Below are 26,797 nucleotides of genomic sequence, written 5' to 3'. Positions count from 1 at the left end.
GTTTATAAAATCCAGCGCAGCATTACATCATAATATGCTGAATTTTCCAAATACCGACTCGGGGATTAGCCTATGGGTTGCTGGGTCATACGTCCCTGAATATAAGCGTAAATTAGTTCGCTAATACTTTGACCCACTTCTTTTTGTCCTGCGCCGACTCCGGCCACATGACAACTGGGTGCTCCTTCGGCGAGGTGCAAGTATGTCGCGTTAGTTTGGCTGGCTACTTGGTTGACATAAAAAAGCGCATCAATCAGCGGGACGCCTGCCGCCGTTGAGGCGCTGCTGGGCATGTTAATGATGGCATCGAGATCCAGTTCGATGGCCACAGGCAATCCTGACTCATTTAGGTTGGTGACAATTTCGCTTAATGCTTGCTTTAAGGAGTATTCTCGACGCACCCAGATAGATTGCAGGGTATGCCATTTACCACCAAATGCTGTGAGTTGATCTAAGGTCTGCTGGCTGTTTTTGAGTTCATGCATCCCCAAAACATGATAAAAACCCAGCGCACCACTGGCGGCGGCATAACTAAACCCATTACCACTATGACGACCTTCTCGTGGACGAAAATCGGAATGGGGATCGAGATTCACCGCCGCGACCGGACGTTGTGTTGCCGCACGCGTAGCCATCAATAGCCCATAGGCATTGTTATGGCCGCCACCGATGACAATAGGTTCTAGTCCTGCATCGATAATTGCTTTAGCCACTTCAATCACTCGGCCGTCGAGCTGATCTACATTATCTCGCAATGCCTGAGTTGTGGCATCTGTGGGTAGTTGTAGATCTTGGGTGTTGATTTGTCCTAAAACGAGACAGAGTTCACCGCTAAGAAACTGGTTAGATTGTAAGTTACAAAATTGCGCCATACTCGCGTCAAAGGCATCGATTGCGCCGCCGCGACCTAAGTTGGCTCGAGGGCCAATATCTTCGCCGATGCCGATAATGGCAAATCTTGCACCGTTATTTTTTGCCTCGGTTAGGGCTTCGGCTAACGGGGTTTTACCTTGGTAACTGTGTAGGGTTTGTCCCAGTTTGGTTTCACCGTCACGTAGGCTAGTCAATTGGCTGCATTGCTTGGCAGTGAAAGGCGTTAGAATTTGCATAGTGATTTTATTTCTTGTTAGTGATGCAAAGGATTGGGGTAATTTTAATGGATATTATTTAAGAAAGTCTTAATTTTTTGTTTAGCTATGGTTCTAAGAGGGACTGAGGAGTTCTGGCAGTGAATTGAAACTGGCGTGAAATGGCTCTTAAAGTAGAATTCGTACCTCTTGTTTCGGTTCCGCTTCGCTTCAGAGCCAACTAATATCGTCAAATCGAAGCGATAAAGAAAAGCTCACGGCAGTTGATAAGTACACCATGAAGTTATGTTTCAAAGTCCCTTTTTAAACTTCAATCAGGATTGATGCCTAAATTGATAATACTGTGTTTCATCCCCGCGTAGCTCAAAAGCACTAAAGATGGTGGTGAGAGCGGGTCGCAATTGAAATGCCACAAAAAAGGACGATTCATGGTCGTCCTTTTTGCTGTCATGTTATGACTGAATCACTAAGCCGATGTCGGCGTTCGGTTAGTCGATATCAAGCGGTTCTGGCGACAGGATAATACCGGTGTTGTCGGCATAAACATGATCGGCAGGTAGGAAGGTGACACCACCAAAGTTAACGGGGATCTCTAGTTCACCTACGCCATGACCATCGGCACCGACAGGAATTGAAGCGAGCGCCTGAATTCCGATATCCAGATCTTCTAGTGCATCCACATCACGCACTGAGCCGTAAACGATAATGCCTTCCCAGTTGTTCTCGACAGCAATTTCGGCAATCGCAGCATCGACTAGGGCGCGACGTAGTGAGCCACCGCCATCGACCAATAACACTTTACCTTCGCCATCTTGCTGGAGTACTTCAGCAATTAACCCATTGTCTTCAAAGCATTTGATGGTGCTAATTGAACCACCGAAAGAACTACAGCCACCATAGTTACTGAACATAGGTTCGACAACATCGACCACATCGATATAAGTGTCACAAAGTTCCGAGGTGTTGTATTCCATAGTCATACTCCTGTTAAAGGCATTTTGCTTGGATAAATCAGCAAGGGATTATTACCAGCCAGTATATAAGGGATTCTTAAAAAGAAAAGCGTTATCAATCACGCAATTGGCGATAAAAATAACAATTAGACCAATTGTGGTAATGTTTCTTTCATTGGTGAATATTTAAGCTAAAAATATGACAAGGGTCATTAAATGACGTTTTTAAATTACAATTTTGGCGCAAGTTTGCTAGCATTGCGTCGTCATTAATTCATTTATTTCTAATTTGCTTTAGGGGCACGGACCCCCCAGTTAGCTTACGGATGGCAGAGGGCCTAATAAAGGTGCCTTATGGAAGCTTCAAATACGATTGAACTTATTGGATATTCAGCCTCGGTTATGGTGGCTATATCCTTGATGATGAAAGATATTGTTTGGCTAAGATGTCTTAACTTTACAGGTTGTACACTGTTCGTGATTTACGGGATTTATATTTCCGCATGGCCAGTAGCGGGTATGAATGCCTTCGTTGCCTGCATCAATGTTTATCACCTAATAAAGATATTTCGTGCAAGACCCCAGCAAGCCATTCCCGCAGAGGCATAGTCGTCACTGTCACAAAAATTTAGGCTAGATGTCACATAGACGTCACCGCCACTTCTTAGGCTTCAGATCAAGTTAGTGTTGATCTGGAGCCTTTTATGTTTTCCACCATCGCAAAACTGGATCGTCAGACCTTTATTGCGCTTAATGGCTTTGGCCATAAGCATCACTTAACGACGAAAGCTAAATGGGTTTCTGCTACAGGAGATGGCCCAACCTACCTGATTATCTGTGTGTCTTTACTCATGTTACATCAGCAGGGGGAGCTGCTATTTAATACGGCGCTGAGTGCATTCTTAGTGGAGCTTCCTTGTTATCTCTTGCTGAAAAACAGCATTCGGCGCGTTCGTCCTTGTGATCAATTGTTATTGGTTGAAGGTCAAAGCCGCAAATTTGATAGCTGTAAATTCGATTTCCAACCCTCAGATAAATTCAGTCTACCTTCGGGCCATACTGCCGCCGCATTTGTCATGGCCACCAGCGTTAGCACAGTGTTTCCTTCACTGAGCCTGTGGGCTTATAGCTGGGCATGCGTTATTGGTATATCTCGCATTATTTTGGGTGTGCATTACCCGTTAGATATTGTCGCAGGCGCGCTTTTGGGCATTGCCAGTGGTTATTTAGCAATGGGGTTAATTAGTTAGGCTCATCGCAATGAGTCTATAGGCCATGGATATAAGTTGGATAGCCAATCCTGAGCAGGAGAGAGATAATGCGAATTTTATATGGTGTTCAAGGGACGGGTAATGGTCATCTTAGCCGTGCAAGGGTGATGGCTAAGGCGTTAAAGGCGCAGAATGTTGAGGTGGATTTTTTCTTTTCTGGTCGAGAGGTGAGCCACTATTTCGATATGCAGTGTTTCGGCCAATATCGGGCGCAAGCTGGGCTGACTTTTGCGACTCACAACGGCAGTGTCAACATAGCCAAAACCGCCATTCAAAACTCCTTGATGGCGCTATATAAAGATGTACGCAGTTTAGATTTGAGTGGTTATGACTTGGTGCTTAATGATTTTGAACCTGTGTCAGCTTGGGCGGCCAAGAGTCAGGGGGTTCCTTCGGTCGGCGTCAGTCACCAGGCTGCATTACAGTACGATGTGCCTAAAGTGGGTAATGGCTGGTTTAATCAGATGTTATTGAACTACTTTGCTCCAGTTGATGTGGCTTTAGGTTGTCACTGGCATCATTTCGACTGCCCTATTTTACCGCCTTTTGTTGAGCTTAATGATGATCCCGTCAGTTATCATCCCCATGACATCTTAGTTTATTTACCCTTTGAGTCAGCTGAGGCAATCAATCAATTATTGCACTCTTTTGATGGTTATCGATTCCACGTGTTCCATGGTTCACCTGCACCCGCCAATTGTAGTGCCAATATTCGCTGGTCAGGATTTAGTCGTGAGAAATTTAAGGCGATGCTAGCGCACTGCGGTGGGGTGATTTCCGGCGCCGGATTCGAGTTAGCCAGCGAAGCGCTGTTTCTGGGGAAAAAGCTGCTGGTGAAACCACTGCGTGGTCAATTTGAGCAATTATCTAATGTGGCCGCGTTGGAGCTATTGGGAGCCGCCGACTGCATGATGAGCTTAGATGTTTACACTGTTAAACGTTGGCTGAAAGTGCCACGCCCTGCGGCGATCAATTATCCTCAGGTGGGCGATGCTTTAGTGACCTGGCTTAAACAGGGTCAGTGGCATACGGCGGATAAATTGTGTGAGCAGTTGTGGCAACAGGTTGATCTGCCTGAGAACTGGCGTAAGAAGAGTCCTTAGACTCTGCTAAAGTTGCTGCTCTAAGTAGTGAATTGTCATCGCCCCTGCGATAACGCCCTCATCTTTGAGTAGGCGTTGCAGCAGAGGAATATTCGTGTCTATACCGACGATTGCAAGCTCGGCCAATGCACTATTCATTCTCTCAATAGCGACGTCACGATTATCACCCCAAGTGATTAACTTAGCTATCATGGCATCATAATAGGGCGGCACCAGATAACCTTGATAGAGGTGGGAGTCCCAGCGCACGCCCAGTCCTCCCGGTACTCTGAGTTGGGTAATTTTCCCCGGAGATGGCGTAAAGGTCAGCGGATTTTCGGCATTGATACGACATTCGATAGCGTGGCCATGCAGTTTTACTGGTGTGAGATGGGCGATACTCTGGCCGCTGGCGACGCGGATCTGCTCGGCGACTAAATCGATGCCGCTAACCATTTCGGTCACTGTATGTTCTACCTGAATACGGGTGTTCATCTCCATAAAATAGAATTCACCGTTCTGGTAGAGAAATTCGAAAGTGCCCACTCCCTGATAACCAATGGCAAGACAGGCTTGGCTACATTGCTGGCCGATCTGTTGTCGCTGCTCGGCGCTGATCTGCGGTGCCGGCGCCTCTTCAATCACTTTCTGTTGTGAGCGCTGTAATGAGCAATCGCGCTCACCTAATGAGATTGCATGACCATGGTGATCACACAACACTTGAATTTCAATATGTCGTGGCCGAGTCAGGTATTTTTCGAGGTAGAGGCCATCGTTGCCAAAGGCGGCTTTAGCTTCGCTGCGGGTGAGCTTGATGGCATCGATAAGCTCTGAGGCTTGCTCGACCACTCGCATTCCTTTACCGCCACCGCCTGCGGTGGCTTTGATCATCAGTGGGTAACCTAGTTGCTGGGCAAGGTCGAGATTGGCTTGTTCATCTTGTGATAACAAACCATCAGAGCCGGGAACCGTGGGGACGCCCGCTTGTTTCATCGCCTCAATGGCGCTGACTTTGTCACCCATTAGGCGGATCACTTGGCTGCTGGGGCCGATAAAGATAAAGCCGCTCTGTTCAACCTGTTCGGCAAAGTCGCTGTTTTCGGCCAAGAAGCCATATCCAGGATGGATGGCGTCGGCTTGAGTAATGTCGGCGGCGGTAATTATCGCCTGAATATTTAAGTAGCTGTCGCTGGCCTGCGGTCCACCGATACAGACACTCTCATCGGCGAGGCTCACATGCAGCGCCTCTTTATCGGCACTAGAATAAACACTGACTGTGGCTATGCCTAATTGACGACAGGCACGGATAATCCTGACGGCGATTTCGCCTCGATTAGCGATGAGGATCTTGCCGATACCTTGCTGCAAAATGTTTACTCAATCACCATCAGTGGCTGATCGAATTCGACGCTGTCACCACTGTCACACAATATGGCTTTAACGACACCACTGTGTTTGGCCTGAATTTGGTTCATCATCTTCATGGCCTCAATAATGCACACAGGATCTCCTTTTGCAACTGTCTGACCCACCTTTACCAGCGGCGCCGATTCAGGTGAAGGAGCCAGATAAAAGGTTCCCACCATAGGTGAGATCAGCAGGTCGTCTTCATCGTATTCAGGGCTGCTGCTTGGATTTGGTGAGGATGGATTTAAAGAAGATGGGTTCGATGACAGCTGTTGGTGTGACTGCTCAACTGGTTGATGCGTGCCAGCTTGGTTGTGAGAAGTCGCAACACCTGCTTGAGGTTGGTTCACTTCACGACAGATACGGATAGACTCTTCGCCTTCGGTGATCTCCAGTTGAGAAATATCTGAGGCGTGGACTAACTCGATAAGCTTCTTAATTTTACGAATATCCATGCTGCCACCTAAGCCGATTTACTGGCGTTAATACGCGAAATCGCCGAGCTCAGCGCATATTGATAACCTTGCTCGCCTAGGCCACAAATGACCCCGACCGCTTTGTCTGAAAAATAGGAGTGATGTCGAAACGCTTCACGGGCGTGGACATTAGACAGATGCACTTCGATAAAAGGAATTGCCACCCCAAGCAGGGCATCTCTGAGTGCCACGCTGGTATGGGTAAAGGCTGCAGGATTAATAATGATGAAATCGGCATCGGTTTGGTGAATAGCATCGATCAATTCAAACTCGGCATTAGACTGTATGTGCTCAAGTTGTACATGCTCGTCGGCGGCCATTTTGGTGAGCTGATCGACAATTTGTACCAAGGTATGATGGCCATAATGACCCGGTTCGCGACGACCTAACAGGTTTAGATTCGGGCCGTTAACCAACAATATTTTCGCCTGATTACTCATTCACAACACCTTTGCAAGAACGCATGCATCATTATTTTTGATAGATAACTGCAAGTTAGCACAAATTTTATGGCTTTTGTTATTTCGAACAGGGCTTTTGTTATCTTGCTGGCAGGGAATATAGGCTAAATTAAAAACCGGATTTGTTTTGTCTTAAGGCTTTAGTGGCTCCGCGCTGCTTCTTGGCATCGACGCGCCGCTTTTGGCTGCCCTTAGTGGGTTTGGTGGCGATGCGTTTCTTGTCGATATGGCCGACACTAGCTACCAGTTCAATAAATTGGCTCAGCGCCGTTTGACGGTTGCTGTCTTGGCTGCGACTGGACTGGCATTTGATGATAACTTTGCCGCTTTTAGTGATGCGATGATCGGCTTTGGCTAGTAGCCGTGATTTATAAAAATCGGGCAGTGATGACTGATTAATATCGAAAATTAACTGCGCCGCAGTGGAGACCTTGTTGAGGTGTTGGCCTCCGGCACCGCTGGAGCGAATAAACTGCCATTCGAGTTCATTGTCGGCTAACTGTATACGATTACTGATCTTTATCATCTGATTTTGAACTGAAGGTTAAATAGCGTTTATTTGCGCTGGGGCATATCATTGCAGTAATAAAATGAGGCAAAATGCTAATCATATTAATGCACAATCATCATAGTACCGCCTAGGAGTTTGCCTATGTTATGCCAAATCGCTGATATCACCAACGGCGTGATCAGTTTATTTGCCAGTGGCCGCCTATCGACCAAAGATTATTGTCAGCAGATCGCACCTATTATCGAACAGTACCAAGCTCAATCGGGCAAGACGTGTATATATATTGAGGCCGATGTATTACTTGAAGGCTGGGAGAGTCAGTCACTTGCCGGAGTTGGCGAAGTGAAATTACCCAGTTTTGATGCCTTAGTGCTTGTGGGCGGGCCTGACTGGTTTGGTAATGCCGTGCGTCTAATGGGCCCGTTTATGCAAGGTGAAGTGGCTTGGTATCCGCTGGAAGAGAAACACAGCGCCATCGAATGGATCACCGCCAAATTGAGTTGTCCGTTAACCCTTGCTGCACAATGAGGGCAGGAACTTATTTGATAATTCGCACTCATAACACCGGATATCGATAAACCATTAGAGGATGAGCTTGAAGTCATATTTGCGCCAAGGTTTTCAGATGATCGCATTGTTGCTCATCGCCATAGTCACGCTGCAATTTGCAGGGGCGAACTTTGGCGCGCATCAATTGCATCTGGATAGCCATGAGCAGCAAAGCGATAATCATCCTCACTTGCTTTTTAGCACCCAAGTGGTGAGCTTCGAACAATGTGTCGATTGTCAGTGTGGCTTCGATACCTTGATTGAGGCGCCTGCGCATCAACATCAGATCAGTAAGACCGAGACCCAAAACTTCGAACTTTGTTTGGATTGCCAGTGCCATGGTGGTCATGTGACCATGCTGTCGCAACCTATGTTCGAAGCTGTCATTCCCGACGACGACCAACCAAGCAACCTTGGCTGGCATTATCTTCCTCCTGAGCATCAACCCAGCTACCGCCCTCCGATCGCTTAATTGTCTGTTTTCCTAGTTGGTTTTAGTCGTTGATATCATGCATATCAGCGCTAATTGCTATGACTTTTTATTAGGCTGCGAGTCACTTATCGAAGTGCGTGGCCTGATGTACGACATTAGGATAGATGATGAAGAAATTTATCAAGCTAAAGGCAATATTTGCCTGTTTTAAATCGTTTTTTACTCTGTTATTTATGTTGCTGTTTTTACAGCCTTGGTCTGTTTGGGCTGGCAACGACCATGATCACTCAGACGATGGTGCCACACCTCAAATTCGCCAAGACACAGATAATCATGACGAGCAGATTTCGTTAACGGCAGCGCAACAAAAGCTGGCCGATATTCAACTGCTCACTGTCAGTAAGCAGATGTTTAGTCTCGACGCTGTGGCAACGGCCACCTTAACCGTTGACCGAGATCGCACCATTACCCTAGCGCCACAATTGGATGTACGTGTATTAAAGCGCTATGTGGTGCCTGGACAAGAGGTTAGTCAAGGCCAAGCCTTGTTGACCTTAGGTGGCGCTGCTGTGGCACAAGCTCAGGCCGATTACATCAATGCCGCCGCCGAATGGGGGCGAATTCAACGTATGAGTAAAAGCACTGTGAGTGACAGTCATCGCTTACAAACCCAAGTGAATGCCGAGTTAACTCGCGCCACTTTACAAGCCTTAAAGATGACTTCTGAGCAGATAAAAGCGTTGGAGTCTGCCCCAGAAACCATCGGCAGCTATCAATTACTTGCGCCCATTGCCGGACGAGTACAACAAGATGTGGCCATGCTGGGGCAGGTGTTTAACGGAGGCACCGCCTTGATGCAGTTAACCGATGAATCTCATCTGTGGATTGAGGCGCAGTTAACCCCTATGCAGGCGGAAAAAGTGAAACTTGGCAGCGATGCTCTAGTGAAAGTGGGTCAGCATACCTTAAAAGCGCAAGTGATTGGTCGATCTCATGAACTCGATAGTCTTACCCGAACCGAGAAAGTGTTACTGGCGTTTGCCAATCCAGGTCATGTCTTGCATGCTGGGCAGTTCGCCGAAATCTTTCTCGCCGATGATAGCCTCGAGGGCACAGTGTTGCCTGATGCGGCGTTGACCCGTGGTGGGGATGGTGACTGGCAGGTGTTTATCGAAGAAGAGCAGGGATTTTCCGCGCGTGAAGTGCAAGTGATACAGCGCCGACGCGGCATGAATCTAGTGCAAGGCCTCGACCCCAATATGCAAGTGGTGGTTTCCGGCGCCTTCTTCTTAGCCTCAGAACAGGCTAAATCTGGCTTCGATATTCATAACCACTAAGGACACCGCTATGTTGCAAACTCTGATTGCGCTGGCGCTACGCCATCGCTATTTGGTGATTTTGGCTCTGCTTTGTGCTGTGGTAGCCAGTGTCATGATGTTGCCTAAACTTAATCTCGATGCTTTTCCCGATGTCACTAATGTGCAAGTCACTGTGAATACTGAGGCGCAAGGCTTAGCGGCCGAGGAAGTGGAAAAACTGATTAGCTATCCTGTTGAATCGGCTATGTATGCCTTGCCTGCGGTGACCGAAGTGCGTTCTCTTTCGCGTACCGGATTGTCGATAGTGACCGTGGTGTTTGCCGAGGGAACAGATATCTATTTTGCGCGTCAGCAAGTGTTTGAGCAGTTGCAGGCGGCGAGGGAGATGATCCCCGAGGGAGTCGGTGTGCCGGAAATTGGCCCCAATACTTCCGGTTTAGGTCAGATATATCAATATATCTTACGCGCTGAGCCAGACTCTGGCATCGATGCTTTCGAGCTACGTAGTCTGAATGATTATCTGGTGAAATTGATCATGATGCCGGTGGCCGGAGTGACCGAGGTGCTCTCCTTTGGTGGCGAAGTGCGTCAATATCAGGTGCAGGTTGAGCCTAATAAACTGCGAAGTTATGGTCTTTCTATGGCGCAAGTGACTGCCGCATTAGAGAGTAATAACCGCAATGCCGGTGGCTGGTTTATGCAGCAAGGCCAAGAGCAGTTGGTGGTGCGAGGCTATGGCATGTTACCCGCCGGAGATGCAGGGCTGAGTGCCATAAGGCAGATCCCATTAACTGAGGTAGCAGGCACACCAATTCGAATTGCCGACATTGCGCGAGTCGCTTACGGCAGTGAAATTCGTGTGGGCGCGGTGACCATGACTCGCCGTGACCAAGCTGGACAACCGCAAGCGTTAGCCGAGGTGATTGCGGGTGTGGTGCTTAAGCGAATGGGGGCTAATACAAAAGCGACTATCGATGATATCGATGCCCGCAAAGCCTTGATTGAACAGGCGCTTCCCCAAGGTGTTTCTTTCGAGGTGTTTTACGACCAAGCAGATTTGGTGACAAAGGCGGTCGAAACCGTGCGCGATGCCTTGTTGATGGCATTCATCTTTATCGTGGTGATTTTGGCACTGTTTCTGGTTAACCTGCGCGCCACCTTGCTGGTGCTGTTATCGATCCCTGTGTCTATCGGTTTGGCTTTGTTGCTGATGTCCTATTTTGGTATGTCGGCGAATCTAATGTCGCTGGGTGGATTAGCGGTAGCCATCGGTATGTTAGTCGATGGCTCTGTGGTTATGGTCGAAAATATCTTTAAGCATCTGAGCGAAGCAACGTCAGAGCAAAGCGGTAAACAGCGAAATAATCTTATGTCGCAGGTGTTGTTGGCGGCAAAGGAAGTTGCCAGCCCGATATTTTTTGCCACGGCGATTATTATCGTGGTGTTTGCGCCATTGTTTGCCTTGCAAGGGGTCGAAGGTAAGTTGTTTCAACCGATGGCGATTAGCATTATTTTGGCGATGTTGTCGGCTGTGCTGGTGGCCTTATTTGTGGTTCCGGCATTGGCGGTTATCTTGTTTCATCGTGGCGTCACTTTGAGACAGAGTCTACTACTAAAGCCTGTAGAAGCCCTTTATCGCAGACTGCTTGCAGCTGTGCTGATCAAACCTAAATCGCTGGCCTTAGGTGCACTGCTTATCTTTGGCTTGAGTATGGGATTATTGCCTCGGTTAGGCACTGAGTTTGTGCCAGAACTAGAAGAGGGCACGATTAACCTCAGAGTGACATTGGCACCGACAGCAAGTTTAGCTACTGCGCTGGAAGTTGCACCTAAGTTGGAACGGTTACTGTTAGCGTTTCCTGAGGTGGAATATGCGCTTAGTCGTATTGGTGCGCCGGAGCTTGGGGGCGATCCTGAGCCTGTGAGTAACATAGAGATCTATATTGGCCTTAAGCCCATCGATGAGTGGCAGTCAGCTTCTGATCGTTTGCAGTTACAGCGTTTAATGGAGCAAAAGCTGAGTGTATTTCCTGGCTTACTGCTGACTTTCTCACAGCCGATTGCTACCCGAGTCGATGAGTTGCTATCAGGGGTGAAGGCGCAGTTGGCGATCAAGCTGTTTGGGCCAGATCTACAGGTATTATCAGACAAAGGCCAGCGGTTAACTGAGCTGGTGGCGCAGATCCCCGGTGCGGTGGATGTATCACTTGAGCAAGTGTCTGGTGAAGCTCAATTAGTGGTTCGGCCTAAGCGAGATCTGCTCGCGCGTTACGGTATCAGTGTCGATGAGGTGATGAGCCTAGTTAGCCAAGGTGTCGGTGGCATCAGTGCTGGACAGGTGATCGATGGCAATGCCAGATACGATATCAATGTACGTTTAGCTGCCGAGTATCGGCGCTCTCCCGATGTATTGCGCGACCTATTACTCGAAGGCGCTAATGGTGCGACTGTACGTCTTGGCGAAGTGGCCGATGTGGTGATTGAGCTGGCGCCGCCCAATATTCGCCGTGATGATGTGCAGCGTCGAGTGGTGGTACAGGGGAATGTGTCTGGACGAGATATGGGCTCTGTCGTGGATGATATTTATGCCTTAGTACCTAAAGTCGAGCTTCCTGCGGGTTATACCCTAGTGGTGGGTGGGCAATATGAGAATCAGCAGCGAGCGCAGCAAAGGTTGTTGCTGGTGGTGCCTGTGGCTATCGGGTTAATTGCTTTGTTACTGTATTTCTCTTTCGGCTCGGTTAAGCAGGTTAGCTTGATTATGGCTAATGTGCCCTTAGCCTTGATTGGTGGCGTGCTGGCACTCTATGGTACAGAGACTTATTTGTCGGTGCCCAGCTCCATCGGCTTTATTACTCTCTTTGGGGTTGCGGTCCTCAATGGTGTTGTGTTGGTGGATGCCATTAATCAGCGCCGTGCTACGGGGGAGCCATTGTCTATGGCGGTTTATGAAGGAGCTGTAGGGCGCTTGAGACCGGTATTAATGACGGCACTGACCTCTGCACTGGGATTGATCCCTATCTTGCTTTCAAGTGGTGTCGGCAGTGAAATTCAGCAGCCTTTGGCTGTGGTGATTATTGGTGGCTTATTTAGTTCGACGGCGTTGACCTTATTGGTGTTGCCTACTTTATATCGTTACTTATATCTCAGCTCTGAGGATGATTAATGGGTTGCGGTTTTAAGGGTTAAATAACAATGGCCGCCTGATAATAGGCGGCCATTTTTTGTTTTATACAGAAGGTAAGCTGTTGTTAAACCTGAGTTAGATCTTCACTTTAATCACGACTTTTCTTACCGACTGTGGGGTAGCTGATGTGCCCGGCATGTGCATATCTTGCGGGAAAAACAGCGCAAACATTCCCGCCTTTAACGGAATAAAGGCGGCTTCGGCTTTGTTGGCTTCATAATCAAACTCGGCGTAATCATGCTTGTCATGATAGGGTTTACTTGGGGTTTGATCTGCAAATGGTAGATAGCCAAACTCCTCTTCGCCGCTGACCACATATTGTACATCGATATAGCGACGATGAACTTCGAAAGGTTCGACTTCTCTTGGTTTGGTCTGATAATCATTAACGATAACAAAGATATTTTTGCCATCTAACTCATAGTTGCCGACCTCTAATTGACTAAAGTCGGTATCGGCCAAATGTTGTAGTGCCTGAGCGATTCGAGGGCTTAAGTGAGTGTAAAGCGAGATATTATTTAGGCTGTCGACAATCATGGAATCAGACTCTGATCTGTTTTATCGGAAGTGATGCCGCTAGTTTAGCAGGCAAAGCCAGTAATCGGTTAGCTTTTGTGGTGGAAATGGCTTTAGTTCACTGTGTGAGTCATTTATATTAGTTATCTATATTAGCGACTTAAACTTGTTGTTTGAGCACGACGTTTGAATATGCCGCTTCAGCCTCGTTAAGATTTACCTATGAGGTTAATTACCCGTCTCAGTTATATTTTCTCGATAGTTAGGTACTGCTTTGACTCTTAAACTGCGCTTTCTTGCTGGTCCCACTGCCCTTGCAAAAATTACCCAACAAGGGCTAGATGCCGATCTGTTCACTCAGGTGTTAGCGGCTTCCGGTGGGCCTAAGTGGTTGGGGATTGCTGGGCTGGATAAATATCTGTTTGGCGAGTTTTTTAAACACCGAAGTGCGCCGTTATACACCTTAGGGGCGTCATCGGGCGCTTGGCGGTTAGCCTGTTTTGCCCAGCAAGACCCTTTAGCGGCTTATGCTCGCTTAGAGCAACTTTATATTGGCCAAATATATGAGGTGAAGCCGACGCCCATTGAGGTGTCACAGCAGGTTAAACAGATTGTCAGTGGAATATTAGGCGAGCAGACTGGGCGAGATATTATCGATAATCCGGTGATCAATAGTCATTTCGTTACCTGTCGTGGTAAGCATTTGAACCGTCTTGCCAGCCGAACAGCGTTGGGCGCAGGGCTAGCGACTACGGCCATTAGTAATCTTGTGAGTCGGAAAACATTGGGACTGCATTTTCAGCGAGTCACGTTTGGGGTAAATGATTTTACTCAGCGACAGACATCGTCTCCTTTTGCTGGCTTAAACGATCTGCCCAGTATCGATGCCACGTTGACACAAGATAATTTGTCGCAGGTGATGTTGGCGACCGGCTCTATTCCTTGGGTATTAGCTCCAGTTAGCAATATCGTGGGGGCACCCGCTGGCGCCTATTATGACGGCGGTATCACCGACTATCATTTTGATCTGCCCTTGTCTCATGCTACTGGTTTGACTTTATACCCTCACTTTTATCCACATATGCTACCGGGTTGGTTTGATAAATCACTGCCTTGGCGACGAGCAAAAGCGAATTACCATAATGGCTTGATTCTCGCGCCAACCGAGGATTATTTGCGTCAATTACCCTATGGCAAATTACCCGATAGAAAAGATTTTATCGAACTGGATACTCAGAGCCGTATCACCTATTGGCAGCGAGCGGTCGAGCAGAGTCAGATATTGGCTGAAGAGTTTGATAAGGTGCTGAAAAGCGGAGATATCCTTAAATATATCGAGCCTTTATAGTTGTAGATTCTTATTTTTTAACCTACTCAGTTGCAACAAATCCTCCCGAAATAAGGTCTAATTAGGGACTGGTAAAGTGGCCAAATCTAATCTGATATTTAAGTCATTTGGTCGACACGCAGTAATTATTCCAGCTGCTACACTTTACTATTATTGCTCCCGGTTAATCGCTTTGGCTAAGCGAAATAGCATACACCGACCAAGGGGAGGAGGTTGTAATGTTAACTCAAGAGATGGCGTTAATTACGCGTGATGACTTGCTGTTACCCGGCGGTCGCTTAGAGTTTCGAGTTGCTGGTCCTTGTGCGCTGAGCCTAATGGCTGAGGTGTTGAAGGGCCATTATCCCTTGGTATTTGGCATGACTAAAGCCAATTCGACCCCGCCTTGTTATCCCGTTGCAACCCAATGCGAAATCATCGACTTTAATCAACTCGATGATGACACTTTAGGCTTAGTTTTAGAGGGGAAACAGAGAGTTAAAATTCTGTCTACCGCGCAGCGCCGTGATGGTAACTGGATTGCTCGCACCATGGCTTGTCACAACTGGCAAGAGGAGCCGATTAAGGGCGAGTTTGAGTTGATCAGTGCCGCCTTAGAACAGTTTTATCAGGTGAATCCTGACTTAGTCGATCTTTATTCCGATCTGCATCTTGATGATGCCACATGGGTCAGTCAGCGCTGGCTGGAAGTGTTGCCCTTATATAATCGTGACAAGCAAGTATTAGTCAATCAACCCGATTGTCATAAGACCATGAACTTTATGCTAGAACTGATTAAGTCCCATGCGACTTAATCTTTATCGGCGAAAATCATTAGCAAAGGTCAATAGCTCCTAATTCAAAAGCGTTCATAATTTGCTAAAATGCGGGCTCTTTAGGCTTAGGTTTTAACAATTATGGTTCGTGCGACCCAAGCATCATCTGTTGTCCTTCCCGAAACGTCATCTGCTGTCGCTACCGTGTTCGAGTTTTTAGTGCAAAAATTCCCTCAAATTGATGCGTCGGTTTGGCGACGTCGTATTATCGATAACAAGGTGTATTGGCATGGCGGCGAGTGGGTAACACTGGACAGTGAATACCGCCCTAAGCAGCGAGTATATTATTACCGTGAAGTGCCGCAAGAGAGAAAAATTCCACTTGAGGAGGCGGTGCTATATCAGGATGAGCGGATTATTATCGCTTATAAACCGGCTTTTCTCGCGCTGAGTCCCAGTGGCCAAGTGGTGAACGAATGTTTGGTAAACCGTTTACGTATCAAGTGTGAGAATGAACACATAGTACCGGCTCATCGTCTCGACAGAGCGACTGCGGGCTTGGTTCTTTTGGTGAAACAGCCACAATATCGCGATGCTTACCACAGTCTGTTTCGTGACGGTCACATTAGCAAAACCTATCAGGCGCTGGCCTATTTAACCGATGAACTCAAACAGCAATACCCTCAAGGAATATTGCAAGCTCCACGCTGCTGGACGGTCAAAAACCGGATTGAAGCCGCAAGCCCAAGCTTTACTCGTCAGCTGGTCGCGGGTGAGGCGAATAGTCATTCTGAAATTGCATTAGTTGAAGTCATGGGCGACATAGGCCGATTTCAGTTATCGCCGATCACTGGCAGAACTCACCAGCTGAGGCTTCATATGCACAGCCTAGGTATGGCGATCATCAACGACAGATGTTATCCCTGTTTGCAGCCTAAGGCGGTAGATGATTACGCTTCGCCATTGATGTTGCTGGCACAGCGGCTGCAATTTAGCGATCCCATTTGCGGTCGCCAGATTGATATTGCCTTAGCCGATATTCAGCTAGCAGACTCTGGTACTCGTTAACTTTGTCTTGGTGGTTTGAAATGGGTCTGACTGGAATCGGCATGTAGCACACTGATCTCTGTCGGTGCACCATTGGCTGCTAGGGTCACTATGCCTATACCGCTTTTATTGACTAAGCGGCGACTGTGATGATCGTCAGGACGCCTACCTCGAATAGACATACGTTTGCGTTTCGTGAAAAAGTTTAGCGGTGAAAAATGACCATATAGCCAGCCATTTAGCTTATCGAATAGCGGCAGTAACTTTTCTGGGAACTGGTTTTTAATACCACTACAAGTAATTTGATAAATCTTTGGCGTCATAGTGCGAAAACGAATGCTAATGTCGTAAGCAAAAGAGTAGTGAACATCGCCAGATAAAATCACGAATTGATCCGGTGTCTTCCTGTGCTGGAAAATACTCAAAAGGGTGTTTGCTGTACCGGGATGTGCCATCCAGTTTTCGGCGTCGACTAACAGCGAGGCGCCAATAAAGGTCGCGCTTCGCTGCACCGCTTCTATCAGTTTGACCCCAAAGATGGGCGCCGCCGAGACGATAATCACTTTGTCTTGAGCAACCAGTTGTTGCTGAAATTCCATTAAGGCTTCCCAGTCCATTAACCCCGAAGGTTTAGCGAGGTTTGATTCACTGCGCCAGCGTTGGGTGCGAGTATCGAGCACCACGAGTTTAGGGCGGGTATTGAGAGTGTAATGCCACTGTTCGAAATGGAGTAAATTGTCTATCAGCTCATCATGTAAGTCTTGCGGATGCTGGGTGTCTGTATGCGCTAATAACTCGCTCATCTTCGGCATTATGCTAGTAAATTTTTCAGGCTGATTGCCTAAGGCTTGGAATAGGGTGTAGTCAATCAAAGCATTACCTATGATGCGTTTAGAGAAGGGGTGGCTATAGGCTGCCTGTTCCCATTTTGCGGTGAGATTCCAATCATCGGTAATGTCATGATCATCAAAAATCATGTAAGTCGGTAGGTGCGCCATTAGGCGTCTGACCTGCGCGAGCCCCGCTTTAAATTCCAGTAGGTGTTGCCATTCTCGTTGCCATCGCAGCTGGTTGGTCTTAGTTAAGCCATCAACTTGTTTCGGAATATCGATTAGCTGCCATAACTCAGGGGACCAGTAGAGCAGGTACAGGGCGCAGATTTCGGCAAGGCTAACCAAATGATTCTCGGCTATAGAGGAGGTGAAAATCGGATGATTGATATACCAACGAACTAAGGCACTTCCTGCGGGATACTCAGTATGAGGCAACAGCTGTTTATGCCTGAGGTACATCTGCTCAGCTTGGTAGCTTATGGGTTTGGCGCTCAACAATGGCTGCTGTTGAAATTGCTCATCTTTAAGTCCGAGCAGGTCAATGACTTTACCTATGGCGTATAGCATGGGGCCTGCCACATCATCGACATAAATCTGATCGCCGCTGAGCATCAAGAGTGCGGGTCTGTGCGCTAGGGGGTCATCTTGTTGGAGTAAGCCGTTGTTTTGTTCGAGTAAGGTATCGCAGGCGACTAGGGCATCGTCACTGTGATGGTGAGCATTGCGACAGGAACCATGTATTAGCTTATTGATATCTGTTTTTACCACAAACTCGGGACAAGACGCCTCGCTATAAGTGAGGTTATCGATATTGCTAAACAGTTCGCCGTATTGTCCGTCATGCAGCCGATACGGAATGGCGATATCGACTGGATTAAGCTGAGGTCGCTTGAGGTGAATCAAGTATTGAAACGCCTGCTCGCCTAACTTAAAACAATCGACACGTTGGATATGCTCTGGGTTAGTTTCTGCTTGAGCAATCGAGGAGGCATGGATCTGAAATCGCTGCTTCCCGAGTTGCAACTCTAGCTGATTAAGCCGTTTGCTGCTGACCAGCCAAAGGGTGAAATTATCTTGATCGCAGTGACGCAGCATAGGACCTGCTATCAGCAGGGGTAAGTCGGCAGTTTCGGCATCCATGTCTTTAATCATTACGGCTCAATTGCTATTAAATCAGCAGGCTACTGCTTTACCTTGCACTTCATCTCTGGTGCATTATAACCCCAAGTAATGCTGGCTTCGCCTTGATGTTCCCAAAAGCTTTCATTTCTACCTTGATAGCGCGTACCACTTGCGCTGGGCTGAAGTGTCATTAAGGAACTGCTATCGCCATACTCGGCAATCAAGCTGGCTGGCTCAGTACTGAAATAGGTCACTACGACTTCGTTGGCTGGATTGCCATCACAGCCAAAATAGACGGGCTCTGAGTGATTAACCAGACGATATTTAGCTTGAAGCTCAGTGATCCGCTGAGTATAACTGTCGCTGATGCATTGCTTAGGTTCGGTGCTTTTCCAGCATTCATTACGTCCCTTAATCCAACCTCTTTGCATAGCCGCTAGACTTGATGGATGCTCATTTTGGGCTTTTTCCGTTGCCTGGGCATAAACCTTGGCCATTTGATTGTCGAGCTTAACCAGTTGCGGATCGCTGCATATCAGGGTTTCAGCACTGCTTAAGCCCGGTTGGCTACAGTCATAACTGGCGGAGAGTGATGGCTGCACTTGAGGTTTAGGTTGTGGTACCTCAGTTGCGCAGCCTGGTAGTGAGAGACTTGCGCTCACGAGTAATAGCAGATATCTGTTCATGGTGAATCCCCTGCATTAAAACAAATCCATTGTGTCTATTGAGGATATCGTTTCGGCAGCGGGTCGGCAAATTAAATGAAAGTAATGATGAATTAAGCTGCCGTTTGTCAGATAGTTAATCAAATAGAGAGGCTTGAGTATAATTGAGCATCTTAGCTTTATATTAGGGCGACAGGGTATTTGGGGGGACTAATGAAATTAAACGTGATGATAACTGGAGCCACAGGCTTACTAGGCCGAGCTGTGGTGAAACAACTTGAGCAAAGTGAAAGCTATCGAGTGCTCCCTTGTGGTTTTTCTAGAGCTGGAATCGGTGTTCATCGTATTGATTTAACCCAAGCTGAAGCGGTACAGCAATTTATTGCTACCCAGCAACCGGATATGATTATTCATTGCGCCGCCGAGCGTCGTCCCGATGTATCAGAACAGTCGCCAGAAGCTGCATTGGCACTTAATGTCAGAGCATCAAGTAATCTTGCTAAAGCTGCGAAGGCTAATGGGGCTTGGTTGCTGTATATCTCTACCGATTATGTGTTCGACGGTACTAAACCAGATTATCCTGAGACAGCTGAGCCAAGTCCGGTTAATTTTTATGGTGAGTCGAAATGGCAAGGCGAGCGGGCGGTGCTTGCAGTCGATAACGGCTTTGCGATTTTGCGTTTACCTATCTTGTATGGTGCAGTTGAGCAATTAGCAGAGTCAGCGGTATTGGTGTTACTTAAGCAGCTGTTGGACAGCTCTCCTCAGCGGCAAGATGATTGGGCAATACGAAGTCCAACATCGACTTTAGATATTGCTGGTGCTATCGAAAAGCTACTCAATAGGCAGCAAGAACGCGCTGACGTTAAAGGCATTTATCATTTTAGCGCCCTTGAGCGTATGACTAAATATCAAATGTTGCAGCGAATGGCTGCGGGGTTAGATCTAAGCTGCGATCATATCTCCCCTGTATCAATGCCATCTGATAACGCCAAGAGGCCAAGAGATTGCAGTTTATCTTGTCAGCGTTTGGCTGATTTAGGGATATTTAGCCAGGTAAATTTTGAGCAAGGGATAAAACAAAGCCTTGCCAATTCATCTAATCTGCTTATCCCGAGCTCAGGTTATTCGAGATTTTTTATGACTGATTGAGCCTATTGATTAGCCTAAAATAAACGCCTGTTTGTTTTAATGAGCACTCATAAAACCCTATTTTAGGGATTCTTAAATTAAATTTTAGATTAAAAACAGTCCTTTGGTTTATTCTTTTTTTGTTTTTAAATTCCTGGTAAGTTGTTTTAAAACAGTGTATTACTGTTTATGGTTTTTGCTAAGTATATTTTAACGGTCTAGTTGTATTACCAATATAATTCATTGACAAGGGCGCTTATCCGTCTTTAAATCAAATGGTGAGCGTTTGAAAAATAAAACATCATTGATATTTGGAGATGCTGTTTAGGCAAGGTTATTCGCATCTGATTTAAATCGATCTAATTCGTTGCTGCTGTTCTCAATATTGGCTTTCAAAAGCTCCAAATTTTGGAATGATTTTTTAATGTGTTAATAAATAGGTTGGTATTATGGAACACAAGATGAACCAAGGACAGATCCCGCAAGATGTTGAGTCTGATAGCTATCGCAAGCAGCGCAGTCAATATTTAGAAAAGATGCTCGATGGTAATGAGACCGACCTTAAAGATGAAGAGCCCGACTGTTATATTTTGGGCTACAACTGATTTAAGGGCTTCTTTGCTCATGCTCTCTTTGGTTGAGCTTTCAGGCTAGAGGGTGAGATTTTTAGCTAACTGATTTTTGATGGCAGTTTTTGATTAGTCAGTATTGATGACTCATCTGAGTCACAAAGTAGAATAAAAAGAAGCGTCATCAAAGTTGCTAAGAGTGTAAGTTTTACCGGACCTTTGGTAGCCGAGGCTACCTCGAAGGTTAGCCCCAACTCCCAAAAATAGTTCAAATTAGTCTTAGTCTACCGCAACCATGACGTTACTGGCTTTGATAATGGCATAGGCATTTCCACCTACAACCAGTCCTAATTGTTCGCATGATTTCTTAGTGACCACTGACGTGATTTCGACTCCAGGTGCCAGCTCGATAACCACTTCGTTGTTAACAGAACCTTCATCGATAGATTTAATTTTACCCGTTAGGTTGTTACGTGCACTGATCTTCATTGATGATTTCTCCTTTACTTGAATAAAAATAACGTATTTACCACAGGATTGCAGACAGCGTGTTCAGCATAAGTTATCGGCTGCTATTTGTCCGTAGTTTTTGGATTAACCGCTCTATAAGTTGTGGCGCCAAAGAGGCGATAATCATCCCGGCCATCAATAGATATTGATGTAGGCTAAAAGCCTCGTTGAGTAACAAGATCCCCGAGACAATACCGGCAATGGGATTAGCGATACCGCCAAAGGTAAAGTCGACCACACTCATGCGTTGTAGTAACCAGACATACATGCTGTAGCCCAGTACAGTATTGAGCAAAATAATCCAGATGATGCCAATGAAATTGGTCTGGCTGAGCCCTTCGTATGCCTGTATATATTCTGTCGGTTGCCAGATGCAATGCAGCAGTGAAGCTAACACTAATAAAGCACCACCGATGATTAGTTGCCAAGTTAATACGGTCCACCAATGGATGCGCCCACCTAAAGTTTTGGTAATGGTGCTACCAATAATAATACAGCTAATTGCAGCCATCATGGCCGCTAAGCCGATGGGATTGAGGCTGATGGCTCTGGGATCAAACAGCAACCATGCAAGACCGATAAGAACAGCGCCGCAGAGCGTCTGAATTTTACTTGGCCGCTGCTTACTCAGCAGCCAGTGAAACAGCATGGCAAATACGGGTACCGAAACCATTCCGACCCCGGATATGGCCGAAGGCAGCGTCAGCGCCATAACGAAAATTAAGCAGAAGAAAGCGGCAATATTGAGTGTGCCTAATTTGAACAAGATGGACCAATCTTGTCGTTGTGGCAGGCTAGGTTTTATCGCTAGCAATATCAATCCGGCAGGGAGAGCGCGAAGTGCGCCAAGTAACAGAGGTGGCCATTCGGGAAGAGTAAACTGGGTTACAGCATAAGTCGTACCCCAGAAAAAAGCCGGGATCATGGCTAACAGTACATTCATCATCTGTCTCTGCAAAGCAGTAAAACGGCTTTAAAAAGTCACTCTTATTCGCGATAAAGGGTTAATCAATCATTATTGATCTTGCTGCGAACGGCAATTTCTGGAGGATTAATTCCATGTTTTTTAAACTCTTTCATTACCCTAAGAGTGATATCCGTTTCGAACAATTTTTCATATATGGTATCGACCACATAGGCCTTACAGGTGAGTTTAATCGCCAAGTAGTTTTCAGCCATAGATTGACTCACTAATACCACGACCGGCTTAGGCAAGTGAATATAACGACTCGATGACGCCGCTTCTTGAATCAGGTCACGTGCCAGATTGATATCTTGATCCATACCCACATAGAAGGGGATCACACATTGCATATCTAGTTCACCATAGTTACCGCTCATGGTGACTTCACTGAGAAACTTGTTATTGGGAATGGTGATGATGTCATCGGTTAAGGTGCGCATTCTGACCGAACGTAAGCCGATAGTGACAATATCGCCATAATGGCCTTCGAAGGTAACGCGATCGCCGACTTGGAAAGGTCGGTCAATCATTACGGTGAGACCGGCAATAAAAGAAGCGGCAAGATCTTTCATAGCAAAGCCGATAGACACCGCCAGCGTACCACCTATCAGGGTGAGGATCTGTTCGTTGATCCTAAAGCTCATCATAAAGACCACTATCCCGGCGGTCATATAGATAAAGAACTGGAAGAAGGATTGTAGCTTTTGCAGCATCATTCGATATTGCACAAACTGGCTGCTGACGCCATCGACCACCTTGCCGACAAAGCGTAGCAGTAACCAAGCCGCAAGCAGGACGATAACCGAGAAGATCACCCCGCTCCAACGAATAAGACTCGTGATTTGAGTTAAGTTTTCCAGATGTGCATTAGGATCTTCACTGGCAAAAGCCATTGAACTCAAAGTTAAAAGTGTGAGTGTTAATAACAGTTTACTCATATTACTTCACCAAAAGATGCTGACGGTGGAGGGCATTGGTAATATAGCGATACCAGTGATCTGAGATACGGGCCTTATCATCGGTCCATTCGATATAGCCGCGACTTTCGAAATACCTGAGTGTGCCGATCACCTCGGCGATGGTCAGCTGAGTACATTCCGACAGTTCTTCGGGAGAAGAGACCTCCAGCTGTACTACAGAACGTAATATAGCCAACATCGGCTTGGGCATCTTCTCTAAGTCCTCATTGGTTGGAGCATTAAACAGACGCACGACTACGTCATTGGTTGTTTTATCTCGTCGCAGTGACAAACGGAAAAAGCGCAACGCGACCGTTGGATTACCATCGGCATAATGCCAGAGAATACGGAAGAAGCCGATGCGAGCGCGTTCCTCTTCGGTGATCTCGTCTTGATCCCATTGTTTGGGTACCACTAAACCTTCGAAAGTGACCGGTTTTTCGATATCGGTATTGATCCGTGAAGCTAAAAGCTCGGCAATTTGTGCTTCGCTCCATCTGGGTAAAAACACCACATGGTCGAACAGTAAGCGTTCACCTCGGGCGCGATCTACAAAGCGCCAACTGGATTTTTCGATAGCCAGTACACAGCGGTGGTTTTTCTTCGAACGACGCATCAAATTAGTAAATTTAATCAAGTCGCCTAGGCCGCCAACCCGAGGTTTGACTAAACGTTGGGCGTTATCAATGGCGATGAAATAGCAGATTTCACTCTTACGCAGATGGCTTAATATTTGAATTTCACTGGCATCACTGTCTAGACCTAATTCGGTCGCAAGTTGTGGAATTAATTCACAATAACCGCCATTTGGACAGCTGATATAGATCGCTGTAGCGTTTTTCACCTTATAGTGTAATTGCTTCAACAGAGTGGTGGTGCCAATTCCCCGTTCACCACTGACGACACACATAGAAGGATTATCGGACAGCAAATATTGCGAAAGCTGCTTGAGCTCAGTCGCGGGATAATCGATAAGCTCACTGTCTTCACGGCCCGGCAAAATATACTGATAAACCTCGTCACGTTTGATGCGTACCAAGTTATTGTTAGCACCATGATTATTGGTTTGTTTGGCCACTTCAATGCGAAAGAGGTAGGCCAAAGCTTGGCTGAAAAATGCGTATTGTGACAAGTTGGCGATAACATATTGTTTAGCGCTGCGAGTGACCAGCCAGAACATCATTAGTGCAGTAGCAAAGGTGGATAAAACCAGATGGTTTTTATTGTTAATCGCCCAAGTGATCCAAATCGGTGTGTCGAGTTGTTCATGGTTGGCGCTGAAAACGTGCGACTTCCATTTATGGATCACCAAAATAGTAATGAAAATAAACCAGAAGAACACCAGGTTGGTGATCCAATGATAGATAGTACCTTGGCCTATAGATCGTTGGGCTAATTGCAAAATCACCCCGGTAACGATCACGCTCCAAACATAGTAACGAATGGTCGAGAGGCGCAGTGCAGTAATGGGTTTATTAGTGTTACGGCTGTTGCGATAAGCAAATTCCAGCATGAATTTGATGATGATCGAACCACCGAGGATCCACCAGATGATGATCTCGAGAAAGATCAGATGCTGCAAACTGGGTAAGCTGCTTAATATGCGTAGTGATAAGGTGATGGCAATTAGCCATGCAATAGGGCGATTGGCCGAGCCTATGTACCAGAGTAGTCTTGCCCACCAAGGTGGCGACATTCCTTGAGTCGGTGATTGGGTTAGCTGGCGAATAATATTCTTACTGTGTTTTAACCACCAGTTAAGCAGTAAATAGACCAGTAATAGTTTAAAGAAGGCGGCGAGAATGGGGACTGGTGAAATGGTTAAGTCCCGTAAAAAAGCTTTAAAACTTTGAATTTGAAGTAAGATTAAATATTCGGTATTTAGCTGCGCCAGTTTCAATTCGGTTTTAAATTGGGTAACCCCTCGAGGGCCAAAACCCGTGAGTTTATTAAACAGATCGGTAGAGCTGAGTTTGAGCAGGGTTTGTTTAGACTGACTTAGGCTAACTAAGGTCAACTGTTGATTTTGTACTTCCAGCCAGTTTGCCTTGTCGCTGTTGGTATGATAGCGGCTTAAGGCACTTTTGAAGGATTGAATATCTCTATCTATCTGGCGTAATGTGCCCGCTAATAACCTATCGACGCGGCGCCGATCTGATTCGCTAATAAATAGCGGATCGGGAAGCTCGCTGATGGTTGCAGCTAGTTCTGTGGCTGCTTCAGAAACCGCAGGCGTTGTCGGTTGGGTTTCTTGTTCCCAATCTGCATGCGCAGCAAAGGCTTGCAACGCCAGTAATGACAATATGATTTGCAGGATTCTTGTCATAATGCTCACTTATCTCGCTGGATGATCTGCCACAATTTAGTCTAGTTTGATGCTAAGTAGTTGTTACTTAATGTTCGGTACACGGTGCTTTTGGGACGCACCAAAGACTAAATTGAAGCCATAAAATGGCTAGTAATGAATACCTTATTGATAACTATACTTGTAAAGGCAAGTTAGCTCTAGTGGCTAAATTAAATGCATCTGCATTTATTTTGCAGATGGTGAGCTAGCGCTAGTTAATTTAGCGTTAACGCGACAATCTTTAATGGATGGCTTTCATCGAAAGAGGGAAAGTCACTATGGCAAGCCAGCCATTGATGTTGACTCACTTGACGGCCTTGCTTCTCGACGCAACGAATTAACGCTTGGAACCAGGTTTCTGCATCGACTTTAGCGACGTTATTACAACAGACGATAGTGCCGCCAGCGCGGGTGGCCATCATGGCTGGCTTAAATAGGCTTTGATAGTCATTGATTAAATCTACTGTGCCAAATGGACTCTTTGCAAACCGTGGTGGGTCGAGAAACACTAAGTCGAATTGAGTCGGGCTGAGTTTAGGATAAGTAGGCAGTTTCTGATTTCGACGACCACCGACTTTTAACCCCGCGAGCTGACGCATAGCGGGAAAGGCATCACTTTTGACAAATTCACAGACTGTCTCGACACCGTTAAGCTGAGCATTTTCACGCCCTGCAGCCAGCGCAAATGAAGAGAAATCCACATTTATTACTCTGTGAGCACCGCCTACTGCGGCAGCGGTGCCTATGCCACAGGTATAGGAAAACAGATTAAGAACGCTTTTGTCTTGGCTGTGGGCTTTGACATATTCACGGCCGACACGCATGTCGAGAAACAGCAGCGGATCTTGTCCTTCGTGGCGTAACTTGCTGGTGAATTTAATGCCGTTTTCTTCGATCACTTGTGGCGTTATGGCAAATTGCTCGAGTGACTCATCAATCGGGTTGAGAATACGAGAGTTTTTATCCGATCTGTCGTTGTAAACGATCGGCAGCGCTTCTGTTTGAGTTAAGACTTGGCTGATTTGGCTTAGCTCATCTTCAGTAAGTGATTGGTGAAATGTTTGGATGAGCCAAGCATCACCGTATCTGTCGATATTCAAACCGCTGATACCCTCGACGGTGCCATGAAATACGCGATAACAGTCAGTGCGATTGACCTTGGCATCAGCAATAAGTTGTGCACGCTGATCGAATGCCTTGGTTAATAGTTGGCTGAGCGACATGGTTTGCAGTCCGTTGTGGGCGAGGGATTAAGGTGGCACATGATAGCAAAAATCGCTTTAATGTGGAGGAA

26 protein-coding genes are annotated in these 26,797 nt (G+C 46.6%); 12 read left to right on the top strand and 14 right to left on the bottom strand.

The annotated features are described in order from the left end of the window. Nucleotides 1-65 precede the first annotated feature (65 nt). Nucleotides 66-1,109 (bottom strand): formimidoylglutamase, encoded by a 1,044-nt coding sequence (locus L1D21_RS14900; RefSeq protein WP_239846065.1) that lies wholly within the window; start codon nucleotides 1,107-1,109, stop codon nucleotides 66-68. A gap of 467 nt (nucleotides 1,110-1,576) precedes the next feature. Then, nucleotides 1,577-2,062, bottom strand: coding sequence for a ribonuclease E activity regulator RraA (gene rraA / locus L1D21_RS14895; RefSeq protein WP_239846064.1), 486 nt, complete (start codon nucleotides 2,060-2,062; stop codon nucleotides 1,577-1,579). Nucleotides 2,063-2,395: 333 nt separating this feature from the next. Here rraA and L1D21_RS14890 point away from each other — a divergent pair, with 333 nt between their 5' ends. The 3 genes from L1D21_RS14890 (at nucleotide 2,396) to L1D21_RS14880 (ending at nucleotide 4,415) form a co-directional block, all read left to right on the top strand. Next, a complete protein-coding gene (locus L1D21_RS14890; RefSeq protein ID WP_239846063.1) occupies nucleotides 2,396-2,650 on the top strand; it encodes a uroporphyrinogen decarboxylase in 255 nt (84 codons plus the stop codon). A gap of 95 nt (nucleotides 2,651-2,745) precedes the next feature. Then, a complete protein-coding gene (locus L1D21_RS14885; protein ID WP_239846062.1) occupies nucleotides 2,746-3,291 on the top strand; it encodes a phosphatase PAP2 family protein in 546 nt (181 codons plus the stop codon). A 68-nt stretch (nucleotides 3,292-3,359) separates the two neighbouring features. Further along, entirely contained in the window at nucleotides 3,360-4,415 is a 1,056-nt protein-coding gene (locus L1D21_RS14880) for an MJ1255/VC2487 family glycosyltransferase (protein ID WP_239846061.1), read from the top strand. A 6-nt stretch (nucleotides 4,416-4,421) separates the two neighbouring features. On the opposite strand, the gene accC is transcribed toward L1D21_RS14880, so the two are convergent. The 4 genes from accC to arfB form a co-directional block, all read right to left on the bottom strand. Beyond that, nucleotides 4,422-5,762, bottom strand: a complete 1,341-nt coding sequence (gene accC / locus L1D21_RS14875) for an acetyl-CoA carboxylase biotin carboxylase subunit (protein WP_239846060.1) — start codon at nucleotides 5,760-5,762, stop codon at nucleotides 4,422-4,424. Nucleotides 5,763-5,767: 5 nt separating this feature from the next. After that, complete coding sequence (gene accB / locus L1D21_RS14870; protein WP_239846059.1) at nucleotides 5,768-6,256, bottom strand: acetyl-CoA carboxylase biotin carboxyl carrier protein; 489 nt, start codon at nucleotides 6,254-6,256, stop codon at nucleotides 5,768-5,770. 8 nt (nucleotides 6,257-6,264) lie between these two features. Continuing rightward, the gene (gene aroQ / locus L1D21_RS14865; RefSeq protein WP_239846058.1) at nucleotides 6,265-6,717 is read right to left on the bottom strand and encodes a type II 3-dehydroquinate dehydratase; all 453 of its coding nucleotides are present in this window, start codon (nucleotides 6,715-6,717) and stop codon (nucleotides 6,265-6,267) included. A gap of 130 nt (nucleotides 6,718-6,847) precedes the next feature. Further along, a complete protein-coding gene (gene arfB / locus L1D21_RS14860) occupies nucleotides 6,848-7,264 on the bottom strand; it encodes an alternative ribosome rescue aminoacyl-tRNA hydrolase ArfB (protein WP_239846057.1) in 417 nt (138 codons plus the stop codon). Nucleotides 7,265-7,390: 126 nt separating this feature from the next. Between arfB and L1D21_RS14855 the strand changes: the two genes are divergently transcribed. The 4 genes from L1D21_RS14855 (at nucleotide 7,391) to L1D21_RS14840 (ending at nucleotide 12,716) form a co-directional block, all read left to right on the top strand. Continuing rightward, the gene (locus L1D21_RS14855; RefSeq protein ID WP_239846056.1) at nucleotides 7,391-7,777 is read left to right on the top strand and encodes an STAS/SEC14 domain-containing protein; all 387 of its coding nucleotides are present in this window, start codon (nucleotides 7,391-7,393) and stop codon (nucleotides 7,775-7,777) included. Between the two features lie 97 nt (nucleotides 7,778-7,874). Next, a complete protein-coding gene (locus tag L1D21_RS14850; RefSeq protein WP_239846055.1) occupies nucleotides 7,875-8,270 on the top strand; it encodes a hypothetical protein in 396 nt (131 codons plus the stop codon). A 128-nt stretch (nucleotides 8,271-8,398) separates the two neighbouring features. Beyond that, on the top strand, nucleotides 8,399-9,568 hold the full coding sequence (locus L1D21_RS14845; protein WP_239846054.1) for an efflux RND transporter periplasmic adaptor subunit: 1,170 nt from the start codon (nucleotides 8,399-8,401) through the stop codon (nucleotides 9,566-9,568). A gap of 10 nt (nucleotides 9,569-9,578) precedes the next feature. Continuing rightward, nucleotides 9,579-12,716 (top strand): CusA/CzcA family heavy metal efflux RND transporter, encoded by a 3,138-nt coding sequence (locus tag L1D21_RS14840; RefSeq protein ID WP_239846053.1) that lies wholly within the window; start codon nucleotides 9,579-9,581, stop codon nucleotides 12,714-12,716. A gap of 96 nt (nucleotides 12,717-12,812) precedes the next feature. On the opposite strand, the gene L1D21_RS14835 is transcribed toward L1D21_RS14840, so the two are convergent. Then, the gene (locus L1D21_RS14835; RefSeq protein ID WP_239846052.1) at nucleotides 12,813-13,274 is read right to left on the bottom strand and encodes a YhcH/YjgK/YiaL family protein; all 462 of its coding nucleotides are present in this window, start codon (nucleotides 13,272-13,274) and stop codon (nucleotides 12,813-12,815) included. Nucleotides 13,275-13,527: 253 nt separating this feature from the next. Between L1D21_RS14835 and L1D21_RS14830 the strand changes: the two genes are divergently transcribed. The 3 genes from L1D21_RS14830 to L1D21_RS14820 all read left to right on the top strand — a co-directional run bounded on the left by L1D21_RS14830 (nucleotide 13,528) and on the right by L1D21_RS14820 (nucleotide 16,424). Next, nucleotides 13,528-14,601, top strand: a complete 1,074-nt coding sequence (locus tag L1D21_RS14830; protein ID WP_239846051.1) for an alpha/beta hydrolase — start codon at nucleotides 13,528-13,530, stop codon at nucleotides 14,599-14,601. Between the two features lie 218 nt (nucleotides 14,602-14,819). Then, nucleotides 14,820-15,395 (top strand): LON peptidase substrate-binding domain-containing protein, encoded by a 576-nt coding sequence (locus tag L1D21_RS14825; RefSeq protein ID WP_239846050.1) that lies wholly within the window; start codon nucleotides 14,820-14,822, stop codon nucleotides 15,393-15,395. A 102-nt stretch (nucleotides 15,396-15,497) separates the two neighbouring features. Continuing rightward, nucleotides 15,498-16,424: a pseudouridine synthase gene (locus L1D21_RS14820; protein ID WP_239846049.1), complete on the top strand. Its 927-nt coding sequence runs from the start codon at nucleotides 15,498-15,500 to the stop codon at nucleotides 16,422-16,424. Here the strand turns inward: L1D21_RS14820 and L1D21_RS14815 are convergent. Next, a complete protein-coding gene (locus L1D21_RS14815; RefSeq protein WP_239846123.1) occupies nucleotides 16,421-18,331 on the bottom strand; it encodes an alkaline phosphatase D family protein in 1,911 nt (636 codons plus the stop codon). The genes L1D21_RS14820 and L1D21_RS14815 overlap by 4 nt on opposite strands. Nucleotides 18,332-18,417: 86 nt before the next feature. After that, complete coding sequence (locus tag L1D21_RS14810; RefSeq protein WP_239846048.1) at nucleotides 18,418-19,044, bottom strand: MliC family protein; 627 nt, start codon at nucleotides 19,042-19,044, stop codon at nucleotides 18,418-18,420. 192 nt (nucleotides 19,045-19,236) lie between these two features. On the opposite strand from L1D21_RS14810, the gene L1D21_RS14805 reads away from it, so the two are divergent. Then, entirely contained in the window at nucleotides 19,237-20,175 is a 939-nt protein-coding gene (locus tag L1D21_RS14805) for an SDR family oxidoreductase (RefSeq protein WP_239846047.1), read from the top strand. A gap of 428 nt (nucleotides 20,176-20,603) precedes the next feature. Beyond that, nucleotides 20,604-20,759 (top strand): hypothetical protein, encoded by a 156-nt coding sequence (locus L1D21_RS14800; RefSeq protein WP_239846046.1) that lies wholly within the window; start codon nucleotides 20,604-20,606, stop codon nucleotides 20,757-20,759. A gap of 243 nt (nucleotides 20,760-21,002) precedes the next feature. Here the strand turns inward: L1D21_RS14800 and L1D21_RS14795 are convergent, their stop codons facing one another. The 5 genes from L1D21_RS14795 to L1D21_RS14775 form a co-directional block, all read right to left on the bottom strand. Next, on the bottom strand, nucleotides 21,003-21,212 hold the full coding sequence (locus tag L1D21_RS14795; protein ID WP_239846045.1) for a molybdopterin-binding protein: 210 nt from the start codon (nucleotides 21,210-21,212) through the stop codon (nucleotides 21,003-21,005). A gap of 73 nt (nucleotides 21,213-21,285) precedes the next feature. Then, nucleotides 21,286-22,176 (bottom strand): EamA family transporter, encoded by an 891-nt coding sequence (locus L1D21_RS14790; protein ID WP_239846122.1) that lies wholly within the window; start codon nucleotides 22,174-22,176, stop codon nucleotides 21,286-21,288. Nucleotides 22,177-22,241: 65 nt separating this feature from the next. Further along, nucleotides 22,242-23,135 (bottom strand): mechanosensitive ion channel domain-containing protein, encoded by an 894-nt coding sequence (locus L1D21_RS14785; RefSeq protein WP_239846044.1) that lies wholly within the window; start codon nucleotides 23,133-23,135, stop codon nucleotides 22,242-22,244. 1 nt (nucleotide 23,136) lies between these two features. Further along, on the bottom strand, nucleotides 23,137-25,482 hold the full coding sequence (locus tag L1D21_RS14780) for an ATP-binding protein (protein WP_239846043.1): 2,346 nt from the start codon (nucleotides 25,480-25,482) through the stop codon (nucleotides 23,137-23,139). Between the two features lie 236 nt (nucleotides 25,483-25,718). Then, a complete protein-coding gene (locus L1D21_RS14775; protein WP_239846042.1) occupies nucleotides 25,719-26,726 on the bottom strand; it encodes a class I SAM-dependent methyltransferase in 1,008 nt (335 codons plus the stop codon). Between the last annotated feature and the right edge of the window lie 71 nt (nucleotides 26,727-26,797).

The sequence above is a fragment of the Shewanella sp. Isolate11 genome, assembly GCF_022398315.1.
Classification (GTDB): domain Bacteria; phylum Pseudomonadota; class Gammaproteobacteria; order Enterobacterales; family Shewanellaceae; genus Shewanella.
The sequence above is the reverse complement of the archived record's forward strand: the minus strand, read 5'-3'. Positions and strand labels throughout refer to the sequence as shown.